Source organism: Paenibacillus phoenicis (assembly GCF_034718895.1).
GTDB classification, from domain to species: Bacteria; Bacillota; Bacilli; order Paenibacillales; family Paenibacillaceae; genus Fontibacillus; species Fontibacillus phoenicis.
This window is the reverse complement of sequence record NZ_JAYERP010000001.1, coordinates 1,902,848-1,926,676: the sequence shown is the minus strand read 5'-3', so window position 1 is coordinate 1,926,676 and position 23,829 is coordinate 1,902,848. Positions and strand designations below refer to the sequence as shown.

Annotated in this window: 23 protein-coding genes and 2 pseudogenes; 18 read left to right on the top strand and 7 right to left on the bottom strand. The window is 53.8% G+C overall.

Annotated elements, in window-relative coordinates; translation table 11 throughout:
- Window positions 1–16: 16 nt before the first annotated feature.
- The 5 genes from gndA to ptsP all read left to right on the top strand — a co-directional run bounded on the left by gndA (window position 17) and on the right by ptsP (window position 5,833).
- Window positions 17–1,426, top strand: a complete 1,410-nt coding sequence (gene gndA, locus U9M73_RS09110; protein WP_323076917.1) for an NADP-dependent phosphogluconate dehydrogenase — start codon at window positions 17–19, stop codon at window positions 1,424–1,426.
- A gap of 155 nt (window positions 1,427–1,581) precedes the next feature.
- Window positions 1,582–2,091, top strand: a complete 510-nt coding sequence (locus U9M73_RS09105; RefSeq protein ID WP_323076915.1) for a shikimate kinase — start codon at window positions 1,582–1,584, stop codon at window positions 2,089–2,091.
- A gap of 30 nt (window positions 2,092–2,121) precedes the next feature.
- Window positions 2,122–3,414, top strand: coding sequence for a 3-phosphoshikimate 1-carboxyvinyltransferase (gene aroA, locus U9M73_RS09100; RefSeq protein WP_009225198.1), 1,293 nt, complete (start codon window positions 2,122–2,124; stop codon window positions 3,412–3,414).
- Window positions 3,415–3,473: 59 nt separating this feature from the next.
- Window positions 3,474–3,902 (top strand): CoA-binding protein, encoded by a 429-nt coding sequence (locus U9M73_RS09095; protein WP_009225199.1) that lies wholly within the window; start codon window positions 3,474–3,476, stop codon window positions 3,900–3,902.
- Window positions 3,903–4,090: 188 nt separating this feature from the next.
- Window positions 4,091–5,833, top strand: a complete 1,743-nt coding sequence (gene ptsP, locus U9M73_RS09090) for a phosphoenolpyruvate--protein phosphotransferase (RefSeq protein ID WP_323076913.1) — start codon at window positions 4,091–4,093, stop codon at window positions 5,831–5,833.
- A 56-nt stretch (window positions 5,834–5,889) separates the two neighbouring features.
- On the opposite strand, the gene U9M73_RS09085 is transcribed toward ptsP, so the two are convergent.
- Complete coding sequence (locus U9M73_RS09085) at window positions 5,890–6,030, bottom strand: hypothetical protein (RefSeq protein ID WP_157273436.1); 141 nt, start codon at window positions 6,028–6,030, stop codon at window positions 5,890–5,892.
- Between the two features lie 513 nt (window positions 6,031–6,543).
- On the bottom strand, window positions 6,544–7,071 hold the full coding sequence (locus tag U9M73_RS09080; RefSeq protein WP_323076912.1) for a type 1 glutamine amidotransferase domain-containing protein: 528 nt from the start codon (window positions 7,069–7,071) through the stop codon (window positions 6,544–6,546).
- Window positions 7,072–7,418: 347 nt separating this feature from the next.
- Here U9M73_RS09080 and U9M73_RS09075 point away from each other — a divergent pair, with 347 nt between their 5' ends.
- From U9M73_RS09075 to U9M73_RS09060, 4 genes are all read left to right on the top strand, one after another.
- Window positions 7,419–7,862 (top strand): hypothetical protein, encoded by a 444-nt coding sequence (locus U9M73_RS09075; protein WP_009225202.1) that lies wholly within the window; start codon window positions 7,419–7,421, stop codon window positions 7,860–7,862.
- Window positions 7,863–7,984: 122 nt separating this feature from the next.
- Window positions 7,985–8,326, top strand: a complete 342-nt coding sequence (ytxJ, locus tag U9M73_RS09070) for a bacillithiol system redox-active protein YtxJ (protein ID WP_009225203.1) — start codon at window positions 7,985–7,987, stop codon at window positions 8,324–8,326.
- Between the two features lie 113 nt (window positions 8,327–8,439).
- A complete protein-coding gene (gene ccpA, locus U9M73_RS09065; RefSeq protein WP_009225204.1) occupies window positions 8,440–9,444 on the top strand; it encodes a catabolite control protein A in 1,005 nt (334 codons plus the stop codon).
- Between the two features lie 183 nt (window positions 9,445–9,627).
- Window positions 9,628–10,347 carry a 5'-methylthioadenosine/adenosylhomocysteine nucleosidase gene (locus U9M73_RS09060; RefSeq protein WP_009225205.1) on the top strand — a complete coding sequence of 240 codons (720 nt, stop codon included), beginning with the start codon at window positions 9,628–9,630 and terminating at the stop codon, window positions 10,345–10,347.
- A gap of 36 nt (window positions 10,348–10,383) precedes the next feature.
- Here the strand turns inward: U9M73_RS09060 and U9M73_RS09055 are convergent, their stop codons facing one another.
- Both U9M73_RS09055 and U9M73_RS09050 read right to left on the bottom strand, forming a co-directional pair.
- A complete protein-coding gene (locus tag U9M73_RS09055; protein ID WP_028539932.1) occupies window positions 10,384–11,562 on the bottom strand; it encodes an acetoin utilization protein AcuC in 1,179 nt (392 codons plus the stop codon).
- 28 nt (window positions 11,563–11,590) lie between these two features.
- On the bottom strand, window positions 11,591–12,223 hold the full coding sequence (locus tag U9M73_RS09050; RefSeq protein ID WP_009225207.1) for a GNAT family N-acetyltransferase: 633 nt from the start codon (window positions 12,221–12,223) through the stop codon (window positions 11,591–11,593).
- Window positions 12,224–12,535: 312 nt separating this feature from the next.
- On the opposite strand from U9M73_RS09050, the gene acsA reads away from it, so the two are divergent.
- Together acsA and U9M73_RS09040 are read left to right on the top strand one after the other, a co-directional pair.
- Window positions 12,536–14,260 carry an acetate--CoA ligase gene (acsA, locus tag U9M73_RS09045; RefSeq protein WP_028539931.1) on the top strand — a complete coding sequence of 575 codons (1,725 nt, stop codon included), beginning with the start codon at window positions 12,536–12,538 and terminating at the stop codon, window positions 14,258–14,260.
- 752 nt (window positions 14,261–15,012) lie between these two features.
- Window positions 15,013–15,138: pseudogene (locus U9M73_RS09040) on the top strand (IS630 family transposase); the annotation flags it as partial.
- 18 nt (window positions 15,139–15,156) lie between these two features.
- Here U9M73_RS09040 and U9M73_RS09035 read toward each other — a convergent pair.
- Window positions 15,157–15,350: pseudogene (locus tag U9M73_RS09035) on the bottom strand (DUF423 domain-containing protein); the annotation flags it as partial.
- Between the two features lie 184 nt (window positions 15,351–15,534).
- Here U9M73_RS09035 and U9M73_RS09030 point away from each other — a divergent pair.
- The 7 genes from U9M73_RS09030 to U9M73_RS09000 all read left to right on the top strand — a co-directional run bounded on the left by U9M73_RS09030 (window position 15,535) and on the right by U9M73_RS09000 (window position 22,267).
- The gene (locus tag U9M73_RS09030) at window positions 15,535–16,662 is read left to right on the top strand and encodes an ABC transporter substrate-binding protein (RefSeq protein ID WP_323076909.1); all 1,128 of its coding nucleotides are present in this window, start codon (window positions 15,535–15,537) and stop codon (window positions 16,660–16,662) included.
- Between the two features lie 69 nt (window positions 16,663–16,731).
- Entirely contained in the window at window positions 16,732–17,604 is an 873-nt protein-coding gene (locus U9M73_RS09025) for a branched-chain amino acid ABC transporter permease (protein WP_028539447.1), read from the top strand.
- 9 nt (window positions 17,605–17,613) lie between these two features.
- On the top strand, window positions 17,614–18,573 hold the full coding sequence (locus tag U9M73_RS09020; protein WP_028539446.1) for a branched-chain amino acid ABC transporter permease: 960 nt from the start codon (window positions 17,614–17,616) through the stop codon (window positions 18,571–18,573).
- Window positions 18,573–19,352 (top strand): ABC transporter ATP-binding protein, encoded by a 780-nt coding sequence (locus U9M73_RS09015; protein WP_323079103.1) that lies wholly within the window; start codon window positions 18,573–18,575, stop codon window positions 19,350–19,352. The genes U9M73_RS09020 and U9M73_RS09015 overlap by 1 nt, the downstream gene beginning before the upstream one ends.
- 35 nt (window positions 19,353–19,387) lie before the next feature.
- The gene (locus U9M73_RS09010; RefSeq protein WP_323079102.1) at window positions 19,388–20,101 is read left to right on the top strand and encodes an ABC transporter ATP-binding protein; all 714 of its coding nucleotides are present in this window, start codon (window positions 19,388–19,390) and stop codon (window positions 20,099–20,101) included.
- Window positions 20,102–20,469: 368 nt separating this feature from the next.
- Window positions 20,470–21,045 carry an L-2-amino-thiazoline-4-carboxylic acid hydrolase gene (locus tag U9M73_RS09005; RefSeq protein WP_009225215.1) on the top strand — a complete coding sequence of 192 codons (576 nt, stop codon included), beginning with the start codon at window positions 20,470–20,472 and terminating at the stop codon, window positions 21,043–21,045.
- Window positions 21,035–22,267, top strand: a complete 1,233-nt coding sequence (locus U9M73_RS09000) for a Zn-dependent hydrolase (protein WP_323076907.1) — start codon at window positions 21,035–21,037, stop codon at window positions 22,265–22,267. Before U9M73_RS09005 ends, U9M73_RS09000 begins: the two co-directional genes overlap by 11 nt.
- A 74-nt stretch (window positions 22,268–22,341) precedes the next feature.
- Here the strand turns inward: U9M73_RS09000 and U9M73_RS08995 are convergent, their stop codons facing one another.
- Both U9M73_RS08995 and U9M73_RS08990 read right to left on the bottom strand, forming a co-directional pair.
- Window positions 22,342–22,536 (bottom strand): hypothetical protein, encoded by a 195-nt coding sequence (locus U9M73_RS08995; RefSeq protein ID WP_323076906.1) that lies wholly within the window; start codon window positions 22,534–22,536, stop codon window positions 22,342–22,344.
- A gap of 266 nt (window positions 22,537–22,802) precedes the next feature.
- Window positions 22,803–23,591, bottom strand: coding sequence for an IclR family transcriptional regulator (locus U9M73_RS08990; RefSeq protein ID WP_009225218.1), 789 nt, complete (start codon window positions 23,589–23,591; stop codon window positions 22,803–22,805).
- Window positions 23,592–23,829 lie beyond the last annotated feature (238 nt).

The following is a 23,829-nucleotide window of genomic DNA, read 5'->3' as shown; positions in this document are numbered from 1 at the left end:
GCAAAGGATGGAGACCATGTCAAAACAACAAATCGGCGTCATCGGCTTGGCCGTCATGGGCAAGAACTTGGCCCTGAATATTGAAAGCCGGGGCTTTACTGTGTCCGTATATAACCGTTCCCCTGAGAAGACGCATGACCTGCTTAACAACGAGGGCAAGGGGAAAAACCTCGTCGGCACGTTTTCCGTTGAAGAGTTCGTGAACTCGTTGGAATCGCCGCGTAAAATTTTAATTATGGTACAAGCTGGTCCGGCGACCGATGCTACGATTGAACAGCTGCTGCCTTACCTGGATCAAGGCGACATCATCATCGACGGGGGCAATGCGCACTTCCCAGATACGCAACGCCGCAGCAAAGAGCTGGAAGCCAAAGGATTCCGCTTCATCGGCACCGGGGTATCCGGCGGTGAAGAAGGCGCTTTGAAAGGGCCTGCGATCATGCCGGGTGGACAAGAATCCGCTTATAAGCTGGTTGAACCGATTTTGACGGCGATTTCCGCAAAAGTAAACGGCTATCCTTGCTGTACATATATTGGTCCGGACGGAGCCGGCCATTACGTAAAAATGGTGCATAACGGCATTGAATACGGCGATATGCAGCTGATCTGCGAAGCTTATCATCTGTTGAAAGACGTGCTGGGCGTGGATGCCAAGGAACTGCACGAAATTTTCAGCGAATGGAACAAAGGCGAGCTGGACAGCTATCTGATCGAAATTACCGCCGACATCTTCTCTCAATACGATGAAGAAACCGGCAAACCGATGGTCGACGTGATTCTGGATGCTGCCGGTCAAAAAGGTACTGGAAAATGGACAAGCCAAAGCGCCCTCGACCTTGGCGTACCGCTCTCGATGATCACCGAATCGGTATTCTCCCGTTTCCTCTCGGCGATGAAAGAAGAGCGCGTAGCCGCCAGCAAAATCCTGAGCGGACCAGCGAAACCGGCGTTCAGCGGCGACAAGAAGGAATTTATCGAGAACGTGCGCAAAGCGCTGTTCGCTTCGAAGATCGTTTCGTATGCCCAAGGGTTTGCGCAAATGCGCGCCGCTTCCGAAGAATACGGCTGGGATTTGAAATATGGCAACATCGCAATGATCTTCCGCGGCGGCTGCATCATTCGCTCCCAGTTCCTGCATAACATCAAGGAAGCGTATGACCGTGACCCGGCGCTGAAGAACCTGCTGCTCGACCCTTACTTCAAAAATATCGTGGAAAGCTATCAGGACGCATGGCGCAACGTGGTTTCCACCGCCGTGGCGTACGGAATTCCGGTTCCTGGCTTTGCCAGCGCGCTGTCCTACTATGACAGCTACCGTACGGAACGCCTGCCGGCGAACCTGCTGCAAGCGCAACGCGATTACTTCGGCGCGCACACGTTCAAACGCGTGGACAAGGAAGGCGTCTTCCACCATCAATGGTTCTAAACTACAGGTTAGGTTCAACCCGAGGCCGGAGGGACGAAAGCGTTCCTTCCGGCTTCTTTTTTCATGGTGAAAATAGGACAGCCTGTGTTATGATATGAAAAAGTTTACTCTGAGCGAGTGCCTTTAGGATCTATGGAGAGCAAGCAGGTGATAAAATGTTGCATTATAACATCGTGCTCATCGGCATGATGGGAACGGGGAAGACAACCGTCGGCTCCCTGCTGGCCGCCGAAACCGGCTTAAAGCTCGTTGATCTCGATCAGCGGATTGCCATGGAGGCCGGGCGGTCGATTCCGGATATTTTTGCGGCCGAAGGAGAAGCTTATTTCCGTGATCTTGAGTCCGCGGCGCTGCGGAGAACGCTGCAGGAGCAAGGGATTGTGCTGGCCACCGGCGGCGGTGCGGTACTGCGCGAGGAGAATCGCCTGGCGATGCGGGACGGCGGTCTGGTGGTGGCGCTTCAAGCGACGGCCGACGAGATTCTCGTGCGGGTCGGGGAGGATCCGGGCCGGCCACTCTTGGCCGGAGGCGCGAAGGAGCGGATCACCGCGCTGCTGGAGGAACGGAAGGATGCTTATGCTTTTGCCCATCTGACCGTAGACACTTCGGGGAAAAGCGCGGAGCAAGTGGCGGCTGAAATTTTAACGCATTACCGCGGTTCTTGATTAATCACAACAAAGGGGAATGTGAACACTATGGACGTTATCGTTAGGCCTACGCCGGAGTTAAAGGGCGAAATCGGAGCATTATCCTCCAAAAACTATACAACCCGTTACCTGCTGGTTGCGGCTTTGGCGGAAGGGACAAGCACGGTTTATTACCCGGCGCACAGCGAGGACAGCGACGCCATGCGACGCTGCATCGCCGATTTGGGCGCGGTGCTGGAAGAGGACGAGGAGAAGATCGTCATCACCGGCTTTGGACGGCGGCCGAAGGACGTCAAGGAGCTGAACGTTGGGAATGCCGGGGCGGTACTCCGTTTCCTGATGGCAATCGCGTCGCTCTGCCCGGAGGTGACGTTCGTGAACACGTATCCGGATTCGCTGGGCAAACGGCCGCATGATGACCTGATCGACGCCTTGGGGCAGCTTGGAGTGGAAGTTAGCCATAACGAAGGGAAATTGCCGATTACCATTCGCGGCGGCGCGCCAAAGGGCGGGAAGATCCGCGTATCCGGATCGGTCAGCTCGCAGTACCTGAGCGCTTTGCTGTTCCTGACGCCGCTGCTTGATGAAGACAGCGAAATCGAGGTGCTCAACGATCTGAAATCGAAGGTCGTTGTAGGGCAAACGCTGGAAGTGCTGGAGCAAGCCGGGATCGTGATCCATGCCAGCGACGATTATATGCATTTCCGCGTGCCAGGACGGCAAAGCTATCAGGCGAAGACGTATACCGTGCAGGGCGACTATCCCGGCTCGGCGGCGATTTTGGCTGCGGCAGCCGTGACGAAGTCGGACGTGAAGGTTCACCGGCTGGCGGAGCACAGCAAGCAGGGCGAGCGTGCCGTGGTGGACGTGCTGCAGATGATGGACGTGCCGCTGACGCATCAGGACGGTACGGTGCACGTTCAAGGGAATGGCCGTCTGCGGCCGGTGGAATTTGACGGCGACGCGGCAACCGACGCTGTGCTGGCGATGGTAGCGGCTGCGGTGTTCGCCGATGGGACGTCCCGTTTCTATAACGTGGAAAATTTACGCTACAAGGAATGCGACCGGATCACCGACTTTTTGACCGAGTTGAAAAAAGCCGGCGCGAACGTCGAAGAACGCCAGTCGGAAATCATCGTACACGGGCGTCCGTCAGGCCTCGAAGGCGGCGTGACAATCAATGCGCATTATGACCATCGCGTCATCATGGCGTTGACCGTCGTAGGCCTTCGCTGCCGGGAGCCGCTGGTGATTAAGGATGCGCATCATGTGGCGAAATCGTATCCGCAATTTTTTGATCACATCACTTCGCTTGGTGCATCTATCGAACGGGTAGAATAAACTTGAACTAAGAGGCAAGGCGCTGGCTGGGCCGGCGCCGACAAAGGAGGATGGCCAAAATGGCATTTGCGAATCCAAGCCGTGAGGAAATCAAGGAGATTCTGTTAAACGCCGGTAACATTGCCGTCGTGGGTCTGTCAGACAAACCTGACCGGACTTCGTATATGGTTGCTCAAGCATTACAGCAGAATGGTTACCGCATTATCCCGGTGAATCCGATGGTCAGCGGTGAAATTCTGGGGGAGAAGGTATACCCGAGCTTGTCGGATATCCCGGAGCCGGTTGATATTGTCAACGTATTCCGCCGCAGTGAGCAGACGCCGCCGGTCGCGGAGGAAGCAGTGAAGATCGGGGCCCGCGTACTTTGGCTGCAGCTGGGGATCTTCAGCGAAGAAGCTTATGAGATCGCCTCGAAAGGCGGACTGACCGTCATTATGGACCGCTGCATCAAGGTCGAAGATAGCATTCTGATCGGAAAACGCAGTTAAGCTAAGCCTATCCAAGAGGACCCGTCCGAGTTCGGAGGGCCCTTTTTGGGCTGCGCGTTTTTTCTTTGACAAATTTAAGGGGCTAGGATTACCATAATGAAATAGATAGAGGGCATCCTATAGAGAAAGTTCAAGAATGAACAGTGCCTTGGGTTAGGAACTTACAAGCAGGACTAGGGGGTCACTACATGATACAGGGGATCGGAGCAGCAGGGGGAGTCGCCATCGGCAAAGCTTTTGTGCTGCCCGCCTGGGAATGGGACGTACCGGATCGCCGAATGGAGAAGGTGGATCTCGCCAAGGAATTCGAGCGGTTGTACGAAGGTATTCGCACGTCCAAAACCGAAATCGAAGTGATGAAGAACGAGATTAAGGAGACGGTGGGTGCGGAGGAATCCGGTATCTTTGATGCCCATCTGGCGATCCTGGAGGATCCCGTATTTATGAGCGAGATCCAGGGGATTATCGAACGCCAATACAAGGCGGCGGAGGTCGCCGTCAAGGAAGCGATCGATCATTTTGTCACGATGTTTGACCTGCTGGATGACGAATATATGAAAGAACGGGCGCTCGACATCAAGGATGTCGGCAATCGCCTGCTGAAGCATCTGCTGGGGACGCCGGACATCACCTTGCCGGCGGATACGCAGCCGTATATTTTGGTGGCGAAGGAGCTTTCCCCCTCCCAATTGGTCCATTTGAACCCGGACAACGTCTTGGGTATGGTCACGATGGCCGGCGGGAAAACGTCGCACTCGGCGATCATGGCGCGGGCCCTTGGCATTCCGCTTGTGTCGGGGCTGGAGAACAAGCTGACCGAGCCGTTACAAACGGGCGATCTGCTGGTGATCGACGGCGACGAAGGATGCGTATATCTGAATCCAGAGCCGGAGATCATCGCCCGGTATACGGAGCTGGCGGAGAAGCAGCGCCGCCGCAAAGAACAGCTGCAGCTGCTGGCTGCAGTGGAAGCGGTGACCAAGGACGGCGTACGCATGCGGCTCGCCGGTAATATCAGCTCCGTGAAGGACTTGGAGCTGGCTTTAAAGCACGGCGCGGAAGGCGTTGGCTTGTTCCGCACGGAATTTTTATATATGGACCGGTCCACTTTCCCTGGGGAAGATGAGCAATTTGAAGTGTACCGGCAGGTCGCGGAGAAGGCAGGTCCGCATCCGGTCGTCATCCGGACGCTCGACATCGGCGGCGACAAGCAGCTGGAATATTTCGAGCTGCAGGAAGAGGAGAACCCGGTGCTGGGTTATCGCGGAATCCGCATCAGTTTGGATAGCCGCGAGCTGTTTCAAACTCAACTTGCCGCTATTTTGCGCGCCAGCGCTTACGGCAAAATGAAAATCCTGTATCCGATGATCTCCTCGCTGGAGGAAATCCGCAAGGCGAATGCGATCCTGGAGGAAGCCAAGCAGAATTTAACCCGGCGAGGAATCGCCTACGACCCCGATATTCAGGTCGGCATTATGATTGAAATTCCGGCCGCGGCGGCGATTGCCGATCTGCTGGCCCAAGAGGTGGACTTCTTCAGTATCGGCACCAACGATCTGGTACAGTACGTGCTCGCCGTTGACCGGATGAACGAGCAGATCGCCCACATGTATCATCCGTTCCATCCGGCCGTCTTGCGACTGCTGCGTCAAACGGTGCAAGCGGCCAAGGATGCCGGGATCACCGTGAGCGTCTGCGGCGAAATGGCCGGGGACGAGAAAGCGGTGCCGTTATGGTTGTACCTTGGCGTCACCGATCTAAGCATGTCGCCGCAGGCGCTGCTGCGGGTGAAGCACCGCATCTTGAACTCCGATTCGCGGGAGAGCAAAGAAGTGGGCGCAGCCTGCTACCGCTTACCGACCAGCGATCAGGTCGAAGCCGAGCTGGTCCGCTACGCGCACGAGCTGGAGCAAGAGCGTTTGGGCAAATAAACAATACAGGCCGTCCCTTCGGGTCAGGATCGACACCAGGGACGGCCTTGTTTTGTTTATGCTGCGCCTTGGCGTGCGGTTGCGCTGCAATGCTTCGCGCTCGCTTCGGCGATGGCTTCGCTCGCTTTGCGTTGGCTCTGCTCGCATCGTGCTCGTTTCGCGCTCGATTCGCTTGTTTGCACTAGCTTCGCACTCACTCCGCACTAACTTCCCTCGCTGAGATGTAAAAGTGCAGGCGGTTTTTGTCGAACATGCCCCGAACGGCTAGTTGAAATGCAAAAGTGCAGTAGATATTGAGGAAATCGGGCCTAATACGAGCTTTTAAGCCGATCTGAACTGCACTTTTGCATTTGAATCTCGAAATTCGGGAAGTTCGAAGGGATTAGACTGCACTTTTACACTTGGCGGAAGCAGGTGAAGGTTAGTTGCAGGTGTAGATAGTATCCGTCCGCCACTAGCTGCTGCTCCGTGCTTGGTGCCACAGCTCCCGACTGCTTAACCATAGTAGGGTGCCGGCGGGGGAGCGGCACATCACTGCCGCACGCCACTACCGCTCACCGCACCGCATGCCGTTCCACACACGGCATCTACACGCCACTTCGGCGCACCGTTAGCGCACGTGGCTCCCGTACACCGTCACCGCACACCGCACTGCACCACACGCTTCTACCTCACACCGCACCCGCTCACTCACTGCCTCACACACACCGTTACCGCTGACTCGCCACCGCATCCACGAACGCTTTGCCGTAAGCCGGCAAGTCCGGCGGGCGGCGGGCCGAGATGATGTGTCCGTCCACGACGACGGGCTCGTCGACCCAAATCGCGCCGGCGTTTCGCATATCGTCGCGGATGCCTGGCGTGGATGTTACGGTCACGCCTTTCAAGATCCCGGCGGAGATGAGCACCCAGCCGGCGTGGCAGATTTGCCCGATCGGCTTCTTCGCTTGGTGCAGCTCGCGGACGAGCTGGAGCACCTTGTCGTAGCGGCGAAGCTTGTCCGGCGCCCAGCCGCCGGGGACAAGAATCCCGTCATATGCGCTGGCATCGATTTCCTCGAAGGCAAATTCCGCTACGGCGGGGACGCCATATTTGCCGATGTATTTTTTGCCTTTCACCGGGCCGGCCAGATGCACCTCCGCTCCCTCTTCGCGAACGCGGTAAATAGGGTACCATAGCTCCAAATCCTCGAACTCTTCATCTACTAAGGCAACGATCTTTTTGCCAATTAATCTCAAATCCAACTCCTCCTGTCTTTTATGGTACTTGACGAAAATTCGATTCAATATTTTAATTGTATCAAAAATGATGACTATTCCTATGCCCGGCGGCTTCTGAAAGCCTTCCAAATATGGGAATTTAAAGTGCCTTTTGCTAACAGAAGGAGATTCTCGCAGACGGGTCGAATAAGAACCATATCCTATCAAAAACGTCTATCGGTGCACGTCAAAAGTCACGAGCTGCAAAGAGCGGTGTGGAATATTCTAGCAATCTAAGGCAGCGGAGGCTCCGATACGAAGGGCTTACTTATATCTAACAAAATCATCGGAACTAAAAATGCAGAGGACTAAGATGAGGTGGTACTGTGCGTAAGCACTGTCAGTGCGGGAAAATGATGAACCTGGGCTTCAGGCTGGTCATTTTTGAAGGAATCTATGAAATCGAGCGCGTTCCAATTTACGAGTGTGAAGACTGCGACTTCTACGAGGTGCTTCCCGAGGTGAAGTCGAATTTGACGGACCTGCTGACCGAGCTCAAGAAGGAGCCGCCGAGCGGCCGCATTTATTTTACCGAGCGGAACGAGCTGGCTGACTTGATCTTCAGCATCTATCGTCAGTGGGACGGGACGGATAACGAATCCTTTGAAGGTCTGCTGGAGCAGCAATGCGAAGAACGAATCAACATGCTGCTGGATCTGTACGGCGGAGCCAAGAACCTGGGCGATCTGGACTGGATGAACGAAATCTCCAAACGTCTATCCCAATTGTCTAAATATGTCAAGAATCGACAACTTTCCAAGGCTAATTGACGATTTTACTCGATTTTTGCAAATCATTTTGTAAATAAAAGTTGTATTTTCATTTCTCTTTTTGTTAAGATATCAACAGAACATCTGGAGATTCTTATTCGAACAAAAAGGGATGAGTTGTCATGTCCAAATGGATGAGAATACAATCGATCCAGGAGCTGAACGATGCTTTGGAACGCTCCTCAAACCAGCCGTTGTTGCTATTCAAGCACAGTACCCGCTGCCCGATCAGTGCCGGGGCGCATAAGGAAGCGGAGGCTTATTTAAACGGGACTCCGCGCGAAGACGTTACATACGGGCTGATTTACGTCATCGAGAACCGAGACGTATCTAACGAGGCAGCCGAGCGGCTTGGCGTCAAGCATGAATCCCCACAAGCGATCCTGATTAAAGATGGACAAGCCGTTTGGCACACGTCCCATTCCAAGATCACGAAGTCGGCGTTGGAAGAGATTTTGCGCTGAGTGAAGCGTTATCATTGCATTAAGTAGTATTTTGTCGTATCATAAATTTAATTGAAGCTCTGGATCTTTACCGGATGAATGAGTGAAAATCTATTGGCAATGGAGAGAAGAATGTGACGGTTACCATTTATGATGTGGCACGTGAAGCAGGCGTCTCGATGGCCACGGTTTCCCGGGTTGTCAATAACAATCCGAATGTGAAACCGCAGACCCGGAAAAAGGTTTACGAAGCGATAGAACGGTTAGGCTACCGGCCCAATGCCGTAGCCAGGGGGCTTGCCAGCAAGAAGACCACCACTGTAGGCGTGGTTATCCCCGATATTTCGAATTCGATTTTTGCAGAAATCGCTCGGGGCATCGAAGATATTGCGAACATGTATCACTATAACATTATTTTGTGTAATGCCGACAAACGGAAAGAGAAGGAGATTCGCGTCATCAACACCTTGCTCGAGAAGCAAGTGGACGGGCTCCTGTTCATGGGCGGAACCGTAACGGAGGAGCATATTCAAGCGTTCCAGACGTCTGCGGTACCCATTGTGCTGTGCGCAACGAGTGACGAGAACGGCCAATATCCATCCGTGGATATTGATCATGAAGCCGCAGCGTTTGACGCAGTTAGCACGCTGATCCGCCATGGGCACCGCGAAATCGCGATGATTAGCGGAACGTTGCAGGATCCGGCGAACGGCTATGCCAGATTCCAGGGGTACAAGCGTGCGTTGGAAACAGCGGGCATTCGGTACCAAGAGGATCTGGTGCGGATCGGCAACTATCGTTATGAATCCGGCGTGGAAGCGATGAAGTATTTCCTGGGGCTGAAGAAACGGCCGACAGCGATCTTCGCCGCAACGGATGAAATGGCGATTGGCGCCATCCACAGCATTCAGGACGAAGGCTTGAAGGTGCCGGATGATTTCTCGATCATCAGCGTGGATAACATCCGTATGGCTTCGATGGTGCGTCCTCAGCTGACGACGGTCGCTCAGCCGATGTACGACCTTGGTGCGGTAGCGATGCGTTTACTGACGAAGCTGATGAAGAAGGAAACGGTTGAGAACCCTCGGGTGATTTTGCCGCACGAGACGATCTTACGCTTGTCTGTTAGCCACCTGTAAGGCTTCGGTTGCTATAGGTGTTTCGGCTTAGAGAGATATGTAACACATAGATATATATGAAAAAGGTTAACAACGGACAAAAAGCTCCTTGCATAAGGAGCTTTTTTGAGCATTTTGAGGAAATACAGGGCGATACAACTTGTCCGCACGGATGAACGGGAGTATCGGAGGGAGTAATGAACCATGTACAATACGATTGGCCTGATGGGGGCCATGGATGAAGAAATTGCGTTGCTGCTCGAAAAGGTGGAGCACCAGGAGGCGGTTGACGCGGCTGGGGCACGTTTCGTCAAGGGCGTACTCCATGGGCAGGACGTGGTGGTGTGTAAATCCGGCGTCGGCAAAGTGAATGCCGCAGCCACAACGCAAGTCCTGATCGACCGTTTTGGAGCGGATACGATCTGGTTTACCGGGGTGGCTGGAGCAGTGCATCCCGAGCTGAACGTAGGTGACATCGTCATCTCTTCAACTTGCCAGCAGCACGATATGGACGTGCGGCCGCTGGGCTTTGCGCGCGGCATTACGCCGTACCAGGACGTCTCCGACTTTCCGGCTGACCCCGGGCTCATCCGCTTGGCAGATCAGGCCTGCGCCCGACAGTGCACGGACCATCAATATCGGGTCGGACGGGTGCTGTCCGGCGACCAGTTTATCGCGGATCCGGAATTTGTTAGCTCGGTTCTATACGGGGAGCTGGACGGCGCTTGCGTCGAAATGGAAGGGGCGGCGCTCGCCCAGGTATGCCAACGGAACGGGGTGCCGTTTATTGTACTCCGCTCCATTTCGGACAAGGCGGACGGCTCTGCGGATGTGAATTTTGCTGAGTTTACCGCGCTGGCGGCCCAGCGTTCGTTTGCCATTCTCAATGACATGGTCCAGCATGTGGGTGAGCTGAAAAAATAAAAACTCAGGCGGGGTTCAGCCAGCCCCACCTGAGTATTAGGGATAATCCTGTAAAGCGACCGCGAGACTCTCGCGGTTTTTTGCTGTAATTTCCGCCCGGCGGGGGATGCCCTCCCAATGGGACAGGTCGTCAAGCCAAGCGGCAGGAAGCTGGAACGGGGTCTGCGGCTGCCAGCGGTCGATCCAGGCTTGCGGCAGCGGAAGCAGCGGGTTGCGGCGCAGGGAAGCGATCAACGGATGATCGCTCATCTCCAGCCACAGCAAGCTCCACGCCCGCGGGACGACCCGCCATAAATCATAACCGCCGCCGCCCATCGCAACCCAGCGTCCCTCGCAATACGTATGGGCCAGCTCGTGCAGGATCGCCGGCATATCGCGGTAGATCGCCATGCTACAGTGCATATGCGACAGCGGGTCCAGCGCATGGGCATCGCAGCCGTGCAGGCTGACGATCACATCCGGCCGGAAATGCGCGGCTAATCGCCGGATCGACTCCTCGAAGCATTCCATCCAGGAGGCGTCTTCCGTATAAGGCTGGAGCGGCAGATTCATGCAGGCGCCATAGCCTTGATGCTCGCCGCGCTCCGTCAGGAAGCCGGTGCCTGGGAATAAATATTTTCCCGTCTCATGGATGGAATAAGTGCAAACATCGGGGTCTGAATAGAAGCTCCACTGCACCCCGTCTCCGTGGTGGACGTCCGTATCGACGTACAGGACGCGTGCGCCGTACTTGCGGCGGGCATAGTCAATAGCCACTGCAGCATCGTTGTAGACGCAGAAGCCGGCGGCTTTAGCCGACAGGGCGTGATGCAGGCCGCCGCCGAGGTGCAGGGCGTGGGTTGTGGAGCCGGAGAGCACGGTCTCTACGGCTGTAATCGTTCCTCCGACGACCCAGGTTGCCGCTTCATGCATGCCGGGAAAATACGGCGTATCCTCGTCCAACAGCCCGAACTGCTCGCCGCGCGTGATCCAGTCCGCCTCAGGATTCGGGCGGCTCAGCTGCTTAACCGCTTCAACGTACGCCGGCTGATGGATCCATAGCAATTCCTCGTCGGTTGCCGGGCGCGACAGGTGCATTTGCTGCGGCGTTAGCGCGCCCAGATCCTGCAGCAAGTCCATCGTCAATTCCAGCCGGATCGGATGGAAAGGATGGCCGTCGTGAAACCGGTAGTTCATCGCCTGTTCATGGTGGACAAATAAAGCGCTTCCAGGCATGGATTCATCACGCCTTCCTTTTTAACTGTCAGTACATGAAACGCTGCTGAAAACGAATCCGGTCAAACTGCTCCTCGGAGGACAAAGGAACCTCCTTACCGATCCGCACCATCAAGCAGTTAGCCGGATGGGAGCAAATTTCCGGGTCGTCGGTAGCATACCAGACCATGTCGACCGTCTTCATCAGCCGTTCCATCATGCTGCGGTATTCCCATACGGATAGCCCGCTGTTTTTCAAATCCCAATGCCAATAATATTCGGTCGTAAAGACGATGTATTTCTCCATCTGTTCGTCTTCAAATGCCGTGCGGATCATTTTCGATCCGATTCCGAGCGACCGATAGTCGTCGGCCACTTCGATGGCTCCCAGCTCGATCAGGTCGGGCATATTGCCCTGGGACCACCTCTCCATCTCGTCGGGATAGTGAAAGGTGACGTATCCTACAATGGTCGAATCCTCCCGGGCCAGGATGATACGTCCCTCTGGAAGTCCGGCAATTTCCACCAGCGCGGCATGTTGATCTGCAGGCTTGCGGAATGCGTCCAGATCGGGATGCATTTTTAAGGTTTGGAGATGGGAAGGGGATACGGGTCCTTCCACAACAATCTCACGTTGCTGATGGGGCAGGGTGTGGCGGATATACGTTTTTTTATGTTCCATGGAACCGCCTCCTTTGCTCGTTCCCCTCACTTATAACAGAAAAAAGAAAAAATGAAAAGTGTAGCCTGTGCGCGAAAACGTGTGCTATAATGTTCTCCGACATAAAATTTTCACATTTTCAGTCCGCTGATGTGATCGTTGTCCTCGAAAACCACCTCAATCGTTTAAGTTCTGTCGTTGCTTTTTCGATCAAAACGGATGCCCTCACCCATGACGCTGAACAAAGCTTTCAACTTACGTTGCTATGTATCCGTTTTCATAAACTTTGATCTATTGCTTGGAGATTTCCAAAGATTAAGGGAGGATGAAACGATGAGTCAACTGCAAGGGGAAGTCATTTCATCGGGCGTTCCGTCGTCCAATATGGGCAACTACGAAGAGGCGTATAAGAACTTTAAGTGGGAGGATGTCGAGAAGAAGTTCTCCTGGTACGTCACTGGCAAAGTCAACATGGCTTACGAGGCGATCGACCGCCATGTCGATGCGGGCAAGGGCTCGCGCGTAGCGCTGTTGTTCAGCGATCCGACACGCGAGGAGTCGTATACGTACGAGGACATGCAGGGGCTGACGAACCGATTTGCTAACGTGCTGCGCAAATACGGAATCACGAAGGGGGATCGGGTCTTCGTCTTTATGCCGCGGACGCCGGAGCTCTATGTGAGTGTATTGGGCACGCTTAAAGTTGGTGCGGTTGTTGGTCCGTTGTTTGAGGCGTTTATGGAAACGGCGGTCAAGGATCGCTTGGAGGACAGCGGCGCGGTTGTGCTCGTCACGACGTCGGCGTTGCTGCCGCGGGTGAAGCGTGAAGAGCTGCCGACGCTGCGGACGATCATCGTTGTAGGCGACGATGTGAAGGCTGGGGACGGTATTGTAGATTATAAGGCGGAGATGGAAGCCGCATCCCCTGAGGCTGAAATCGAGTGGGTGAACCGCGAAGATGGCTTAATTTTGCATTATACGTCAGGTTCAACCGGCAAACCTAAAGGCGTTTACCATGTGCATAACGCAATGATTCAGCATTATCATACCGGCAATGTCGTGTTGGACCTGAGAGAAGACGACATTTACTGGTGTACGGCGGACCCTGGATGGGTAACCGGCACATCTTACGGTATTTTTGCCCCGTGGCTGCATGGGGTGACCAACGTCGTGCGCGGCGGTCGCTTCAGCCCGGCGGATTGGTACGAAACGATTCAGAAGTACAAAGTCACCGTTTGGTACAGCGCGCCTACTGCGTTCCGGATGCTGATGGGTGCAGGACAGGATATCATTAAGCAATATGATCTGTCGTCGCTGCGTCACGTATTGTCGGTCGGTGAGCCGTTAAATCCAGAAGTTGTTCGCTGGGGGATGAAGGTGTACAACCGGCGCATCCACGACACCTGGTGGATGACGGAAACGGGCGGCCAGCTCATCTGCAACTATCCGTCGATGCCAATCAAACCGGGGTCTATGGGCAGACCGGTGCCGGGCATTCAGGCGGCGATTATCGACGATAATGGGAAGGAGTTGCCGCCGTATCGGATGGGGAACCTGGCGATTCGCACCCCATGGCCGTCGGTGATGCGGCTCATCTGGAACAACGCGCCGAAGTATGAGGAGTATTTCCGCATCCCGGGCTGGTATATTTCCGGCGATACGGCCTACATGGACGAGGACGGGTACTTCTGGTTCCAGGGCCGGATCGACGACGTGATCAACTCCTCCGGCGAACGGATTGGTCCGTTTGAGGTCGAGAGCAAGCTCGTTGAGCACCCAGCTGTAGCGGAAGCAGGGGTTATCGGCAAGCCGGATCCGGTGCGCGGAGAGATCATCAAGGCGTTTATCTCGCTGCGCGAGGGCTTCACACCGTCCGAGGAACTGAAGGCGGAAATCGTCAAATTCGTCAAGGAAGGGCTGTCCGCCCACGCCGCTCCGCGCGAAATCGAGTTCAAAGACAAACTGCCCAAGACCCGCTCCGGCAAGATCATGCGCCGCGTGCTCAAAGCCTGGGAGCTCAACCTCCCAGCCGGCGATTTGTCGACGATTGAGGATTAAGGATAGAAATAGAAAGTCCCTTCAAGCTGAGGCTTGAGGGGACTTTTGTGTTTGAGAAGGAGAGGGGATTCGCTCTTGGGTTGGGTTCGGTTGGGGGCGTGACCTCTCTCGACGAAACAGAAATATATATGAAAAATCGAATATATTCGCTCAAATATGGCTGATTTGGCCCAATCTATATGAAATTTCATATAGAATCGCCCCCTTGAAGCCCAAAACTTGAGATTTTATATGAAAAATCGAATATATTTCCGCCAATCGAGTGGTTTGCAGTGAATTATGTTCGAAAAATCATATATATTTTGACGAGTTTTGTTTCCTACAAATGCTGGTGTTTAATAATTGAATTGCAAAATATTTATTCAATAGTAAATTTCTCCCACAGAGATTCATTTAGATGGCAGATCATCTCAACCCCCGAAACGATTAAATTCTACGAGATTTATTGTAACGACCAGTTGGTCGGGATCGTTTCCGGTGACCAAAGCAAATTTACGGCAACGGGGTTGGCACCGGCAACTACATACGCATTTATGATCAGGGCGCAGGGGCAGGACAATTCCTTTTCAGATTATAGCGAGGCCTTATCATCTTCATCACTTCAGCAAGCAGTTACACCACTGACTCCACCCACTCAGCTTAGATCAGAAGTCCAATCGGATACGACGATCAATTGAAATTTGGTTATATCTATTCGCTTCGTGGTGTCTCGAAAATGATGCATCGTCAAGAGCTGAGCTATACGAAATCGACATACACCTTTACTCAACCTTGTTGAAGGTCTATGAAAATGGCTGAAATCCGATGTGATTAACAATGTGTTCTACCATACCGTTGCCGGGATCCGAAGTAATATTCAGCAGTTTATGGACGAAATCATGTCCCTGGAACGCCTGTATGACCACCAGCAGCCAACCCGCGAGAAAGCAGAGGCCGCCAAGCGGCGTAATGGCCCCCAGTTTCCGGATGCCGGTCAAGCTTATGCATACAAGCTCCCAGAGAAGAGCACGATTCCTGCGAACAGAAGCCAACCGGCTGTTACGATCAGCGAAGCATTGTCGAGCTGGCTGGAAAGAAGGCTGAGCAGCAGCCCGAGACTACAATCATCCAGATCATTCAATATGGCACTAAGGGCATTTGCAGCCTGCTGTATTATTTGACATTATCGAAACTTATATGACTATACAAAAATTTGTGTTGCAATTTCAAAACGATTCATTATAATAAAGCCATACTTAACTCATAGGATTAATTCATCTTTAAGGGGGATTACAATGAAACGATTTTTATCCGCACTTGCGATCACCGGCTTGGCAGCAGGGCTGCTGAGCGGATGTGGAGCAAGCGACGATTCCCAAGCTAACAGGGATACGATCCGGATCGGTCTAGCAGCACCGATCTCAGGCACGCAGGCCCAATATGGAACAGCATTCAAGAACGGCGCCGAGCTGGCGGCTGCACAGATCAATGAGGCTGGCGGCATTGACGGCAAGCAAATCGAAATTGTAATTCAGGATGACAAGGGAGATTCGAACGAAGCGGTGAACGTCGCCAATAAATTCGTAACCGACAAGAGCATTCTAGGCGTGGTCGGCCATTTCAACAGCTCGGCGACGCTGGCAACGGCACCGATATACAACAAGAACAAAATTGTTCAAGTATCGCCTTCTTCCAGCGCTCCTGCTGTGACGAATGCCGGGGAATATACCTTCCGCGTTATTACGACCGATGCGTTCCAGGCCGACTACCTAGCCGGCTGGTCGAAGGAACTGGGCTACGGCAAGGTAGCTCTCATCTATGAACAATCTGACTTCGGACTCGGGCTGCTTGATGTTTACCAGCAATCGGCGCCGGAGAACGGCATCGAGGTTGTGGCTGCTGAGGCTTTCAATCCGGGCGATAAGGACTTCAGCACCGTGCTAACCAAGATCAAGGAGAAGCAGCCGGACGCCATCTTTATCGGCGGTTTCTATAATGAAGCGGCGCTGATCGCCCAGCAGGCGAAGAAGCTGAACCTGGACGTTGATTTCATCGGTGTCGACAGCCTGTATTCTGAAGCGCTGCTTGATCTGGGCAAGGAATCTGTGGAAGGCTTCAAGCTGATCGGATTCTTCTATCCGGGCGGCGACAATGCCGAAGCGACCCGATTTAATGAGGAGTACCAGGCCAAGTACAACAGCAAGCCGGATACGTATGCTGCTTACTCGTACGTGGCAACCTCGGTCATTATCAAGGCGATCCAGGAGCAGGGCGCAGATCGTGAAGCAATCAAGTCTTACCTGGAAACACTGAAAGATTACAACAGCGCCACGGGCGTTATCAGTTTTGATGAGAATGGGGACGTTATTACAGAGCCGTCCCGGCTGACGATTCAGGACGGCAAATTTGAACTTTATAAATAATAGTCATTACGTGAACCTGGAACAGGAAAGCTCGTTTTCCTGTTCCTCGGCTTTGAAGGGGTGTTACGCATGTTCCTCCAGCAATTGACCAACGGGCTGACCATCGGTGTCATTTATGCCTTGATCGCACTCGGATATACGATGGTGTACGGCATACTGAAAATCGTTAACTTTGCGCATGGCGACATCTTTATGATCGGCAGTTTTCTGGGACTCTTTTTTATGCAGGAATTTCAGCTTCCTTTATATCTCGCTTTCTTATTATCCGCTGCCGTTACGGCGGGAATTGGCATGCTTATCGAGCGGCTCGCCTACCGGCCGCTGCGTCTGGCGGACCGGATCGTGCCGCTGATCAGCGCTCTCGGTGTGTCCACGCTCCTGGTCAGCCTGGCGCAGAAATTGTGGGGGACGGAGATGCATCCTTTCCCGACCGCTTTTGGCAGCCGGACTTACACATTCGGAAGCATCACATTTTCTGAAATCCAAATTTTGATATTGCTGCTGTCCATCTTGCTGATGCTGGGTCTGCAACTGTTCGTAACCCGGACCAAAACAGGGACGGCGATGCGGGCGACCTCGATGAGCTTGACCAACGCCGCACTGATGGGGATCAATACGAACCGGATGATCAGCCTTGCCTTCGCCATCGGCTCTTCGCTGGCAGCATGCGCCGGCATTATGGTCGGCATTTATTACAACGCGGTTTATCCGACGATGGGGTATATGGCAGGAATTAACGCATTTACGGCTGCGGTACTCGGAGGAATCGGAAACATCCCGGGCGCGATGCTGGGCGGCGTGCTGCTTGGTCTCGTCGAAACGCTCGGCGGCGCTTATATTTCGACCCAATACAAGAGCGTTATCTCATTTTCAATTTTGATCATTGTACTGCTGATCAGACCTTCGGGCATCCTTGGCAGCAAAGAGATCAACAAGGTATAGGTGATAGGTATGAACAAGAAAGCGGCCATGGCCGCCGCGGCTGTGCTGGCCATTGTCCTTCCGATTGTGCTTCAGCTGGTCAATGATTATTTGCTGCATGTTGTCATTATGATCGGTATTTTTTCCATGCTGTCCTTGAGCCTTAACGTCATTATCGGGTATGCGGGGCAGTTTGCGCTTGGGCATGCGGCCTTCTACGGGATCGGCGCGTATGCCGCTGCGCTGCTGATGCTGCATTTCCATCTGTCCTTCTGGATCGCGCTTCCCGCCTCGGCTGCCATTGCCGGGCTGTTCGGCTTCTTGCTTGGCAGTCCTGTCATCCGGCTGCGGGGGGACTATTTAGGGATCGTGACCCTCGGCTTCGGAGAAATTGTCCGGCTTATTTTTGTCGGCTGGGTCGATCTGACCCGTGGCCCGATGGGCCTGCCGGGCATTCCGGCGCCTTCGCTCTTCGGCTTTGTGTTCAGGGACAAGCTGGAGTTTTACTACTTGATTCTGCTGCTGGTGCTGATCACTTATGTTGTCATCCATAGACTGGTGCATTCGGGCGTCGGCCTCAGCCTGCTGACGGTACGCGAAGATGAAACGCTGGCTCAATCGGTCGGCATCCGTCCGAATTATTACAAGCTGCTGGCCTTTACCGTCGGGGGATTTTTCGCCGGTGCCGCCGGTGCATTTTGGGCGACCTATATTTCGTATGTCAGTCCAGATGCATTCCGGTATTTGGATTCTGTGAATATCCTTGCGATGGTCATATTAGGGGGAGCTGCAAGTCTGCCGGGCTCTGTGCTTGGTGCGGTCATTCTGGTGGCGGCACCCGAAATCTTGAGATATGTGAGCGATTATCGAATGATTCTGCTTGGCCTGGCCATCGTGCTAATGATGATATTCAAGCCTTCGGGATTCTGGGGCGAGCAATACCGGAAACGTAACTTTTACGGAAACGTGAAGAAGGTTGGGAACAAATGATGGAGAAGGTACTCGAACTGAACAACGTGTCGGTGAATTTCGGAGGCCTGACGGCTTTGAGCGACATTAACCTGGAGGTACGCCGCGGCGAGATTTTATCGATTATCGGCCCGAACGGGGCGGGAAAAACGACCCTGTTCAATCTGCTTACGGGCATCTATCGCCCGACCTCTGGCACGATTCGCTACAAGGATGCCGTGATTAACAAGCTCAAGCCCTACCGGAGAGTAGAGCTCGGTCTGGCAAGAACTTTTCAGAATACGAGACTGATCAAGAACATGACGGTGCTGGAGAATGTGCTGGTCGCCCATGCCGAGTGCAATAAAGAGGGGATGTTCTCGGCCATTTTCAAATCCCAGGCGGCACTCCAGCGCAGACGTGAGGCGATTGTGCAGGACTGTGTGGAGAAGCTGGCCATCGTCGGTCTGGAGCACAAGCTGGATATACTCGCAGGCGGTCTGCCATACGGTGAGCAGCGACTGCTTGAAATCGCCCGCGCGCTCGCGACTGGCTGCGAGGTGCTGCTGCTGGATGAGCCGGCGGCCGGAATGAACGCTGTCGAGAAGGCCGAGCTGATTCAGAAAATCAAGCGTCTGTCCAGCCAGTACAGCATCGAGATTATACTGATTGAGCATGACATGGGCCTGGTGATGGACATTTCCGATCGCATCGTTGTCCTGAATTATGGGGTGAAGATTGCGGAGGGAAATCCGGCGCAGATTCAGAACGACCCGAATGTTATCGAGGCATATCTGGGCGGGGAGGTCGAGGAACGATGACGGAGAGACAACATGCCGGCCAGAAGGGACTAAAGATGCTGGAAATCCAGGGATTGCAGGTGAATTATGGCGTCATTCAGGCGGTGAAGCAGCTGAATCTGGATATATACAGCGGAGAAATTGTGGCGCTGATTGGAACGAACGGTTCCGGCAAAACAACGACGCTGCGCAGCATTTCCGGCTTGATCAAACGTGCGGAGGGAAGCATCCGGTTTGAAGGACGGGACATCACCAAGCTGGAGCCCCATCGCATTGTGGAGCTGGGCATTTCCCAGGTTCCCGAGGGGCGCGGCGTGTTTCCCGATCTGACCGTGCTGGAGAATTTGCGGCTTGGCGCTTATGTTCGGCGCGACAAGGCCGAGATTGCCGCCGATATTCAAAAAATGTACGGGCTGTTTCCGCGGCTGGAGGAACGGCAGAAGCAGCTGGCCGGAACGATGAGCGGCGGCGAGCAGCAGATGCTGGCGATTGCCCGCGCATTGATGGCCAGACCGAAGCTGCTGCTGCTGGATGAGCCGTCCATGGGACTGGCTCCCCTGATCGTGAAGGAGATTTTTGCCGCCATCCGGCAAATTAACGAAGAGGGCGTGTCCGTCCTGTTGGTAGAGCAGAATGCCCGCATGGCGCTGGCAACGGCTCATCGGGGCTATGTGATGGAGACGGGCCGGATCGTCGTGCATGGCGCAGCGGCGGACTTGAGAAACAACAACGTTGTCAAATCTGTGTACTTGGGGACGACAAAACATTAAGCTTGCAACTATATAACTTAACTTTTATCAGCACCTAAGTCAGCTTGAGCCTTTGTAGGACATAAATACTCGCTATTGCTGTATGCTTTGCACAATATCCCGTTTGATCAGGCAACAAGGAGACCGACAAACTCGGAAGAAGGACATTTCTTTGCATATGGAAGCAGCTCTCCAAGATGCGAGATCAATGGCGCGCCGGGAATGAGACACGAGAATCAAAGATGAGACACGAGTATCAAAGACAGGGGCGCCAGGAGAAGTGAAAAGACAGAGCTTGGCCTGCAACCTGATCATAAGGGATAATGGTGCTAAGGCTAAGGTAGAAGGTAGAGACACCGACACACTTTTGAACCTGGGAGGTATTCATAATGGGACAACAATCGACAGACAAGCAATCCAATACGACAATTGATCATGATGAAAGTCTGGAGCCGGTAGATCCGTATACTATTATGGCGAAACTGTTTGCTCATCTCTCGAAGGCGGTTGTTGACCGCTTCGGCGAAGAGGGCAAAGACGCCATTCGCGAAGGGGTTCGCACATTCGGTGAGGAGCGGGGCAGAGATATCGCCCGGCGTGCGGCTGCGGCCGGACAGCCTAATGACATTCACAGCTACCTGCCGAATTACGATATGGGACGCAGCGACCTGTTTGAATATGTGACGGAGTACCATCCGCTAGAGATCGAGCAGAACTTTACCCGCTGCGCGTTTGGCGACCAGTGGAAGAAGGACGGCATGGAGGAGTACGGCATTCTGTACTGCCAAATGATCGATCCGGCCATTGCGAGAGGATATAATCCGAATTTTGAAGTGGAGCATGATAAATATTTGCTCAAGGACGGGCACTGCCATTTCCGATTTAAAATGAATGAAGCAGACAACGAGAACAATACAGACGCCGATAAGAAGGAAAAGGCCGGAGGCGAGGGCGATGATCATTAATGCCGGACGCCTGTGGAAGCGGCTGATGGAGCTTGGCGAGATCGGCGCGCAGGAGAGCGGGGGAGTCACCCGCTTTTCGTTTACCGCCGAGGAGCGTGAGGCCAAGGAACAGGTTGCACGCTATATGAAGGAAGCGGGCCTTGCCGTGCGCGAGGATGCGGCAGGCAATCTGATCGGACGGCGGGAAGGAAGCGACCCGGCAGCGCCTGTTGTGCTGACAGGATCACATATCGATACGGTGCCGTCCGGGGGCAAGTTTGACGGTCCTTTGGGCGTGCTGGCCGCCATAGAGGCGCTTCAGACGATGCAGGAGCAGGGCATCGCTACCGCACATCCGATTGAGGTGATCGCCTTCACCGATGAGGAAGGCTCCCGATTCGGGTTCGGCATGATCGGCAGCCGCGCTGTCGCCGGCACCCTGCGTCCCGAAAATTTGAGACATGCGGATGCGGACGGCATTACGATTGCCGAGGCGATGAGGTCGGCCGGCCTGGCGCCTGAGCGGGTGCAAGAGGCGGCTAGAGAGCCGGATCAGGTCAAGGCATACGTCGAGCTTCATATTGAACAGGGGGTCGTGCTGGAGAGTATCGGTCAGCCTGTCGGCCTCGTAACCGGAATTGCCGGACCGTTGTGGCAGCAGTTCACGATCAAAGGCCAGGCCGGTCACGCGGGCGCGAGGCCGATGAACCTGCGCAGAGATCCGCTGCAGTCGGCAACAGAGCTCATGAGCTACATCTATACAGAGACCCGGAAATTTCCGAATGCCGTGGCCACGATTGGCAAAATTCAGACCCTGCCCGGAGGCGTCAATGTTATACCGGGGCAAGTACAGTTCTCGCTGGATTTGCGGGACGTGGAAGAGGCCGAGCGGGATATGCTGGAAGGCCGCATCCGGGATTACGCGGGCGAAGTGTGCCGAAAGCATGGCACGGAGCTCACCCTTGAGTTGCTGCAAAGAGTCGCGCCGGCTCCGAGCTCTCCGGAGGTAAAGGAAGCGATCGCTGCTGCCGGGAAGCTTGCCGGGCTGCCGGACCCTCTGCCGGAGCTGGTCAGCGGCGCCGGCCATGACGGGATGCAGTTTAGCGGCCTATGGCCGCTTGGGATGATCTTTGTGCGTTCCCGGAATGGAATCAGTCATCATCCGCAGGAGTGGAGCTCCAAGGAGGATTGCGGGCTGGGAGCCGAGGTGCTGTATCATGCTTTGCTGCTTCTCGCGAAGTAGATTCTCTATTCTGCCGTACCATCAAGACCTTTTGACCAGTCTGGCCGGAAGGTCTTTTTCAATGTTAACCGCCTTTAGCCGGCCGCAAACTCATGTACCGTCAGCAGCGAGGTGAGATCGTTGATCGGTGCGGTGATATGTTTGTTCTTGGATAATACAATCTGTGAATAAAATGGCTGCAGCTCTCCCCGAGCAACGGAGAAGCTGGATAGTGCATGCTGAATAAGCTGATCCTTGACGGCGATTTTAGGAATCAGCGCAACGCCCATGCCATAGATGACGCACTGCTTGCGCGACTGAAAGAACGAAGTTCGAGGTAATCGAGGGATCCAGCCCGCTGATTGCCAAGTATGAAGCGCTCCTGGAGCAGAACGGGATCAGCTTCGCCGGAATTGAATGTATTACCGACGCGGTAGGCAAAACCGATACGTATGACATAAACACAAACACCAATTATAATCCGGACGCCGAGTCTCTGGCTGATGTATCCGGAATGCGGGAAATCGCAAGGGCTGCTTCTGCGCGTGTATGCTATTTATTCTGTAAAAGAATGAACACGGTACCCGAATTGGCCGGAGATCGCAGCTGCGGCTTCTAGCAGGTCGGCTCGAATCTCGCTCTCCTGCCCCTTTATTCGTGTGATCGAGCCCACTACACTGATCGTGCCGACGATGCGGTGTGAGGCATCCCGGATCGGAGCGGCGATACTGTAAGCGCCTGTTTCAATCTCTTCATTCTCAATTCCGAAGCCTTGCTCCCGAATTTGTTGCAGGTTGCTGAGGAGCTTTTTTTTGTCCGTAATGGTATGGTCGGTGAGCGCTGTCAGTTTGTTATTGCTCAGGAAATTTTGAAGTTCAGCCTCGGACATGTAGGCCAGGAACACTTTCCCTGAGGCAGAAGCATGGAGGGGCAGCTTATGGCCGGCTCTGGAACTGATGATGAAGTAATTGTTGGGCGATTCGACTTTATCCACGCAAAAAATCTGCTCATGCTGGTATATATATAAATGAGAGGTTTCGTGATATTTTTTTGTCAGGTCGGTTAAATAAGGATGTCCAATCTCCTTCAAATCCAGACTCTGTGATACCAGATTCGCCTTGAGCAAAAACTCCAGCCCCAGTCTGTATTTGCCATTGTCCGGATTTTTATCGATATATGAGTATGCGATTAACGTATTAATCAGGCCGTGTACCGTGCTGATGTTCAGATTCAGCTTCTGACTGATCTCCGTTAGCGACAGTTGGACGTGCAGGGAATCAAAGCAGTTGATGATATCCAGGGCGCGCTGGACGGATTGAATCATTCGAGGATTTTTTTGGCTCACAATAGGTGCCTCCTGTAAAAACAATAAATGGCTACAATACTATATTTCATTTATATTATGATCATGTCAATAGGACTTTGTTAATGTTGAATCGTTAAGCGGGATCAGTCAGATCCTGCTGACGTCAAGCGTATGGAGACATCGTTTTCGCGGTGCAATGACTTGGTTCAACCTGAGCCTAGAAGGCTTGCGCTTCACCAAATTCGTCGATGCGGATCGATTTGAATGTGGACTTAGT

Excerpts from the sequence above, each read along its gene's own strand:
- ytxJ (WP_009225203.1), top strand. The coding sequence starts at position 7,985 with ATGTCCAAATGGATGAGAATACAATCGATCCAGGAGCTGAACGATGCT.
- ptsP (WP_323076913.1), top strand. The coding sequence starts at position 4,091 with ATGATACAGGGGATCGGAGCAGCAGGGGGAGTCGCCATCGGCAAAGCT.
- U9M73_RS09005 (WP_009225215.1), top strand. The coding sequence starts at position 20,470 with ATGGGACAACAATCGACAGACAAGCAATCCAATACGACAATTGATCAT.
- U9M73_RS09105 (WP_323076915.1), top strand. The coding sequence starts at position 1,582 with ATGTTGCATTATAACATCGTGCTCATCGGCATGATGGGAACGGGGAAG.
- U9M73_RS09050 (WP_009225207.1), bottom strand. The coding sequence starts at position 12,223 with ATGGAACATAAAAAAACGTATATCCGCCACACCCTGCCCCATCAGCAA.
- U9M73_RS09055 (WP_028539932.1), bottom strand. The coding sequence starts at position 11,562 with ATGCCTGGAAGCGCTTTATTTGTCCACCATGAACAGGCGATGAACTAC.
- U9M73_RS08995 (WP_323076906.1), bottom strand. The coding sequence starts at position 22,536 with ATGGGCGTTGCGCTGATTCCTAAAATCGCCGTCAAGGATCAGCTTATT.
- acsA (WP_028539931.1), top strand. The coding sequence starts at position 12,536 with ATGAGTCAACTGCAAGGGGAAGTCATTTCATCGGGCGTTCCGTCGTCC.
- U9M73_RS09025 (WP_028539447.1), top strand. The coding sequence starts at position 16,732 with ATGTTCCTCCAGCAATTGACCAACGGGCTGACCATCGGTGTCATTTAT.
- U9M73_RS09020 (WP_028539446.1), top strand. The coding sequence starts at position 17,614 with ATGAACAAGAAAGCGGCCATGGCCGCCGCGGCTGTGCTGGCCATTGTC.
- gndA (WP_323076917.1), top strand. The coding sequence starts at position 17 with ATGTCAAAACAACAAATCGGCGTCATCGGCTTGGCCGTCATGGGCAAG.
- U9M73_RS09030 (WP_323076909.1), top strand. The coding sequence starts at position 15,535 with ATGAAACGATTTTTATCCGCACTTGCGATCACCGGCTTGGCAGCAGGG.
- U9M73_RS09095 (WP_009225199.1), top strand. The coding sequence starts at position 3,474 with ATGGCATTTGCGAATCCAAGCCGTGAGGAAATCAAGGAGATTCTGTTA.
- U9M73_RS09010 (WP_323079102.1), top strand. The coding sequence starts at position 19,388 with ATGCTGGAAATCCAGGGATTGCAGGTGAATTATGGCGTCATTCAGGCG.
- aroA (WP_009225198.1), top strand. The coding sequence starts at position 2,122 with ATGGACGTTATCGTTAGGCCTACGCCGGAGTTAAAGGGCGAAATCGGA.
- U9M73_RS09060 (WP_009225205.1), top strand. The coding sequence starts at position 9,628 with ATGTACAATACGATTGGCCTGATGGGGGCCATGGATGAAGAAATTGCG.
- U9M73_RS09015 (WP_323079103.1), top strand. The coding sequence starts at position 18,573 with ATGGAGAAGGTACTCGAACTGAACAACGTGTCGGTGAATTTCGGAGGC.
- U9M73_RS09000 (WP_323076907.1), top strand. The coding sequence starts at position 21,035 with ATGATCATTAATGCCGGACGCCTGTGGAAGCGGCTGATGGAGCTTGGC.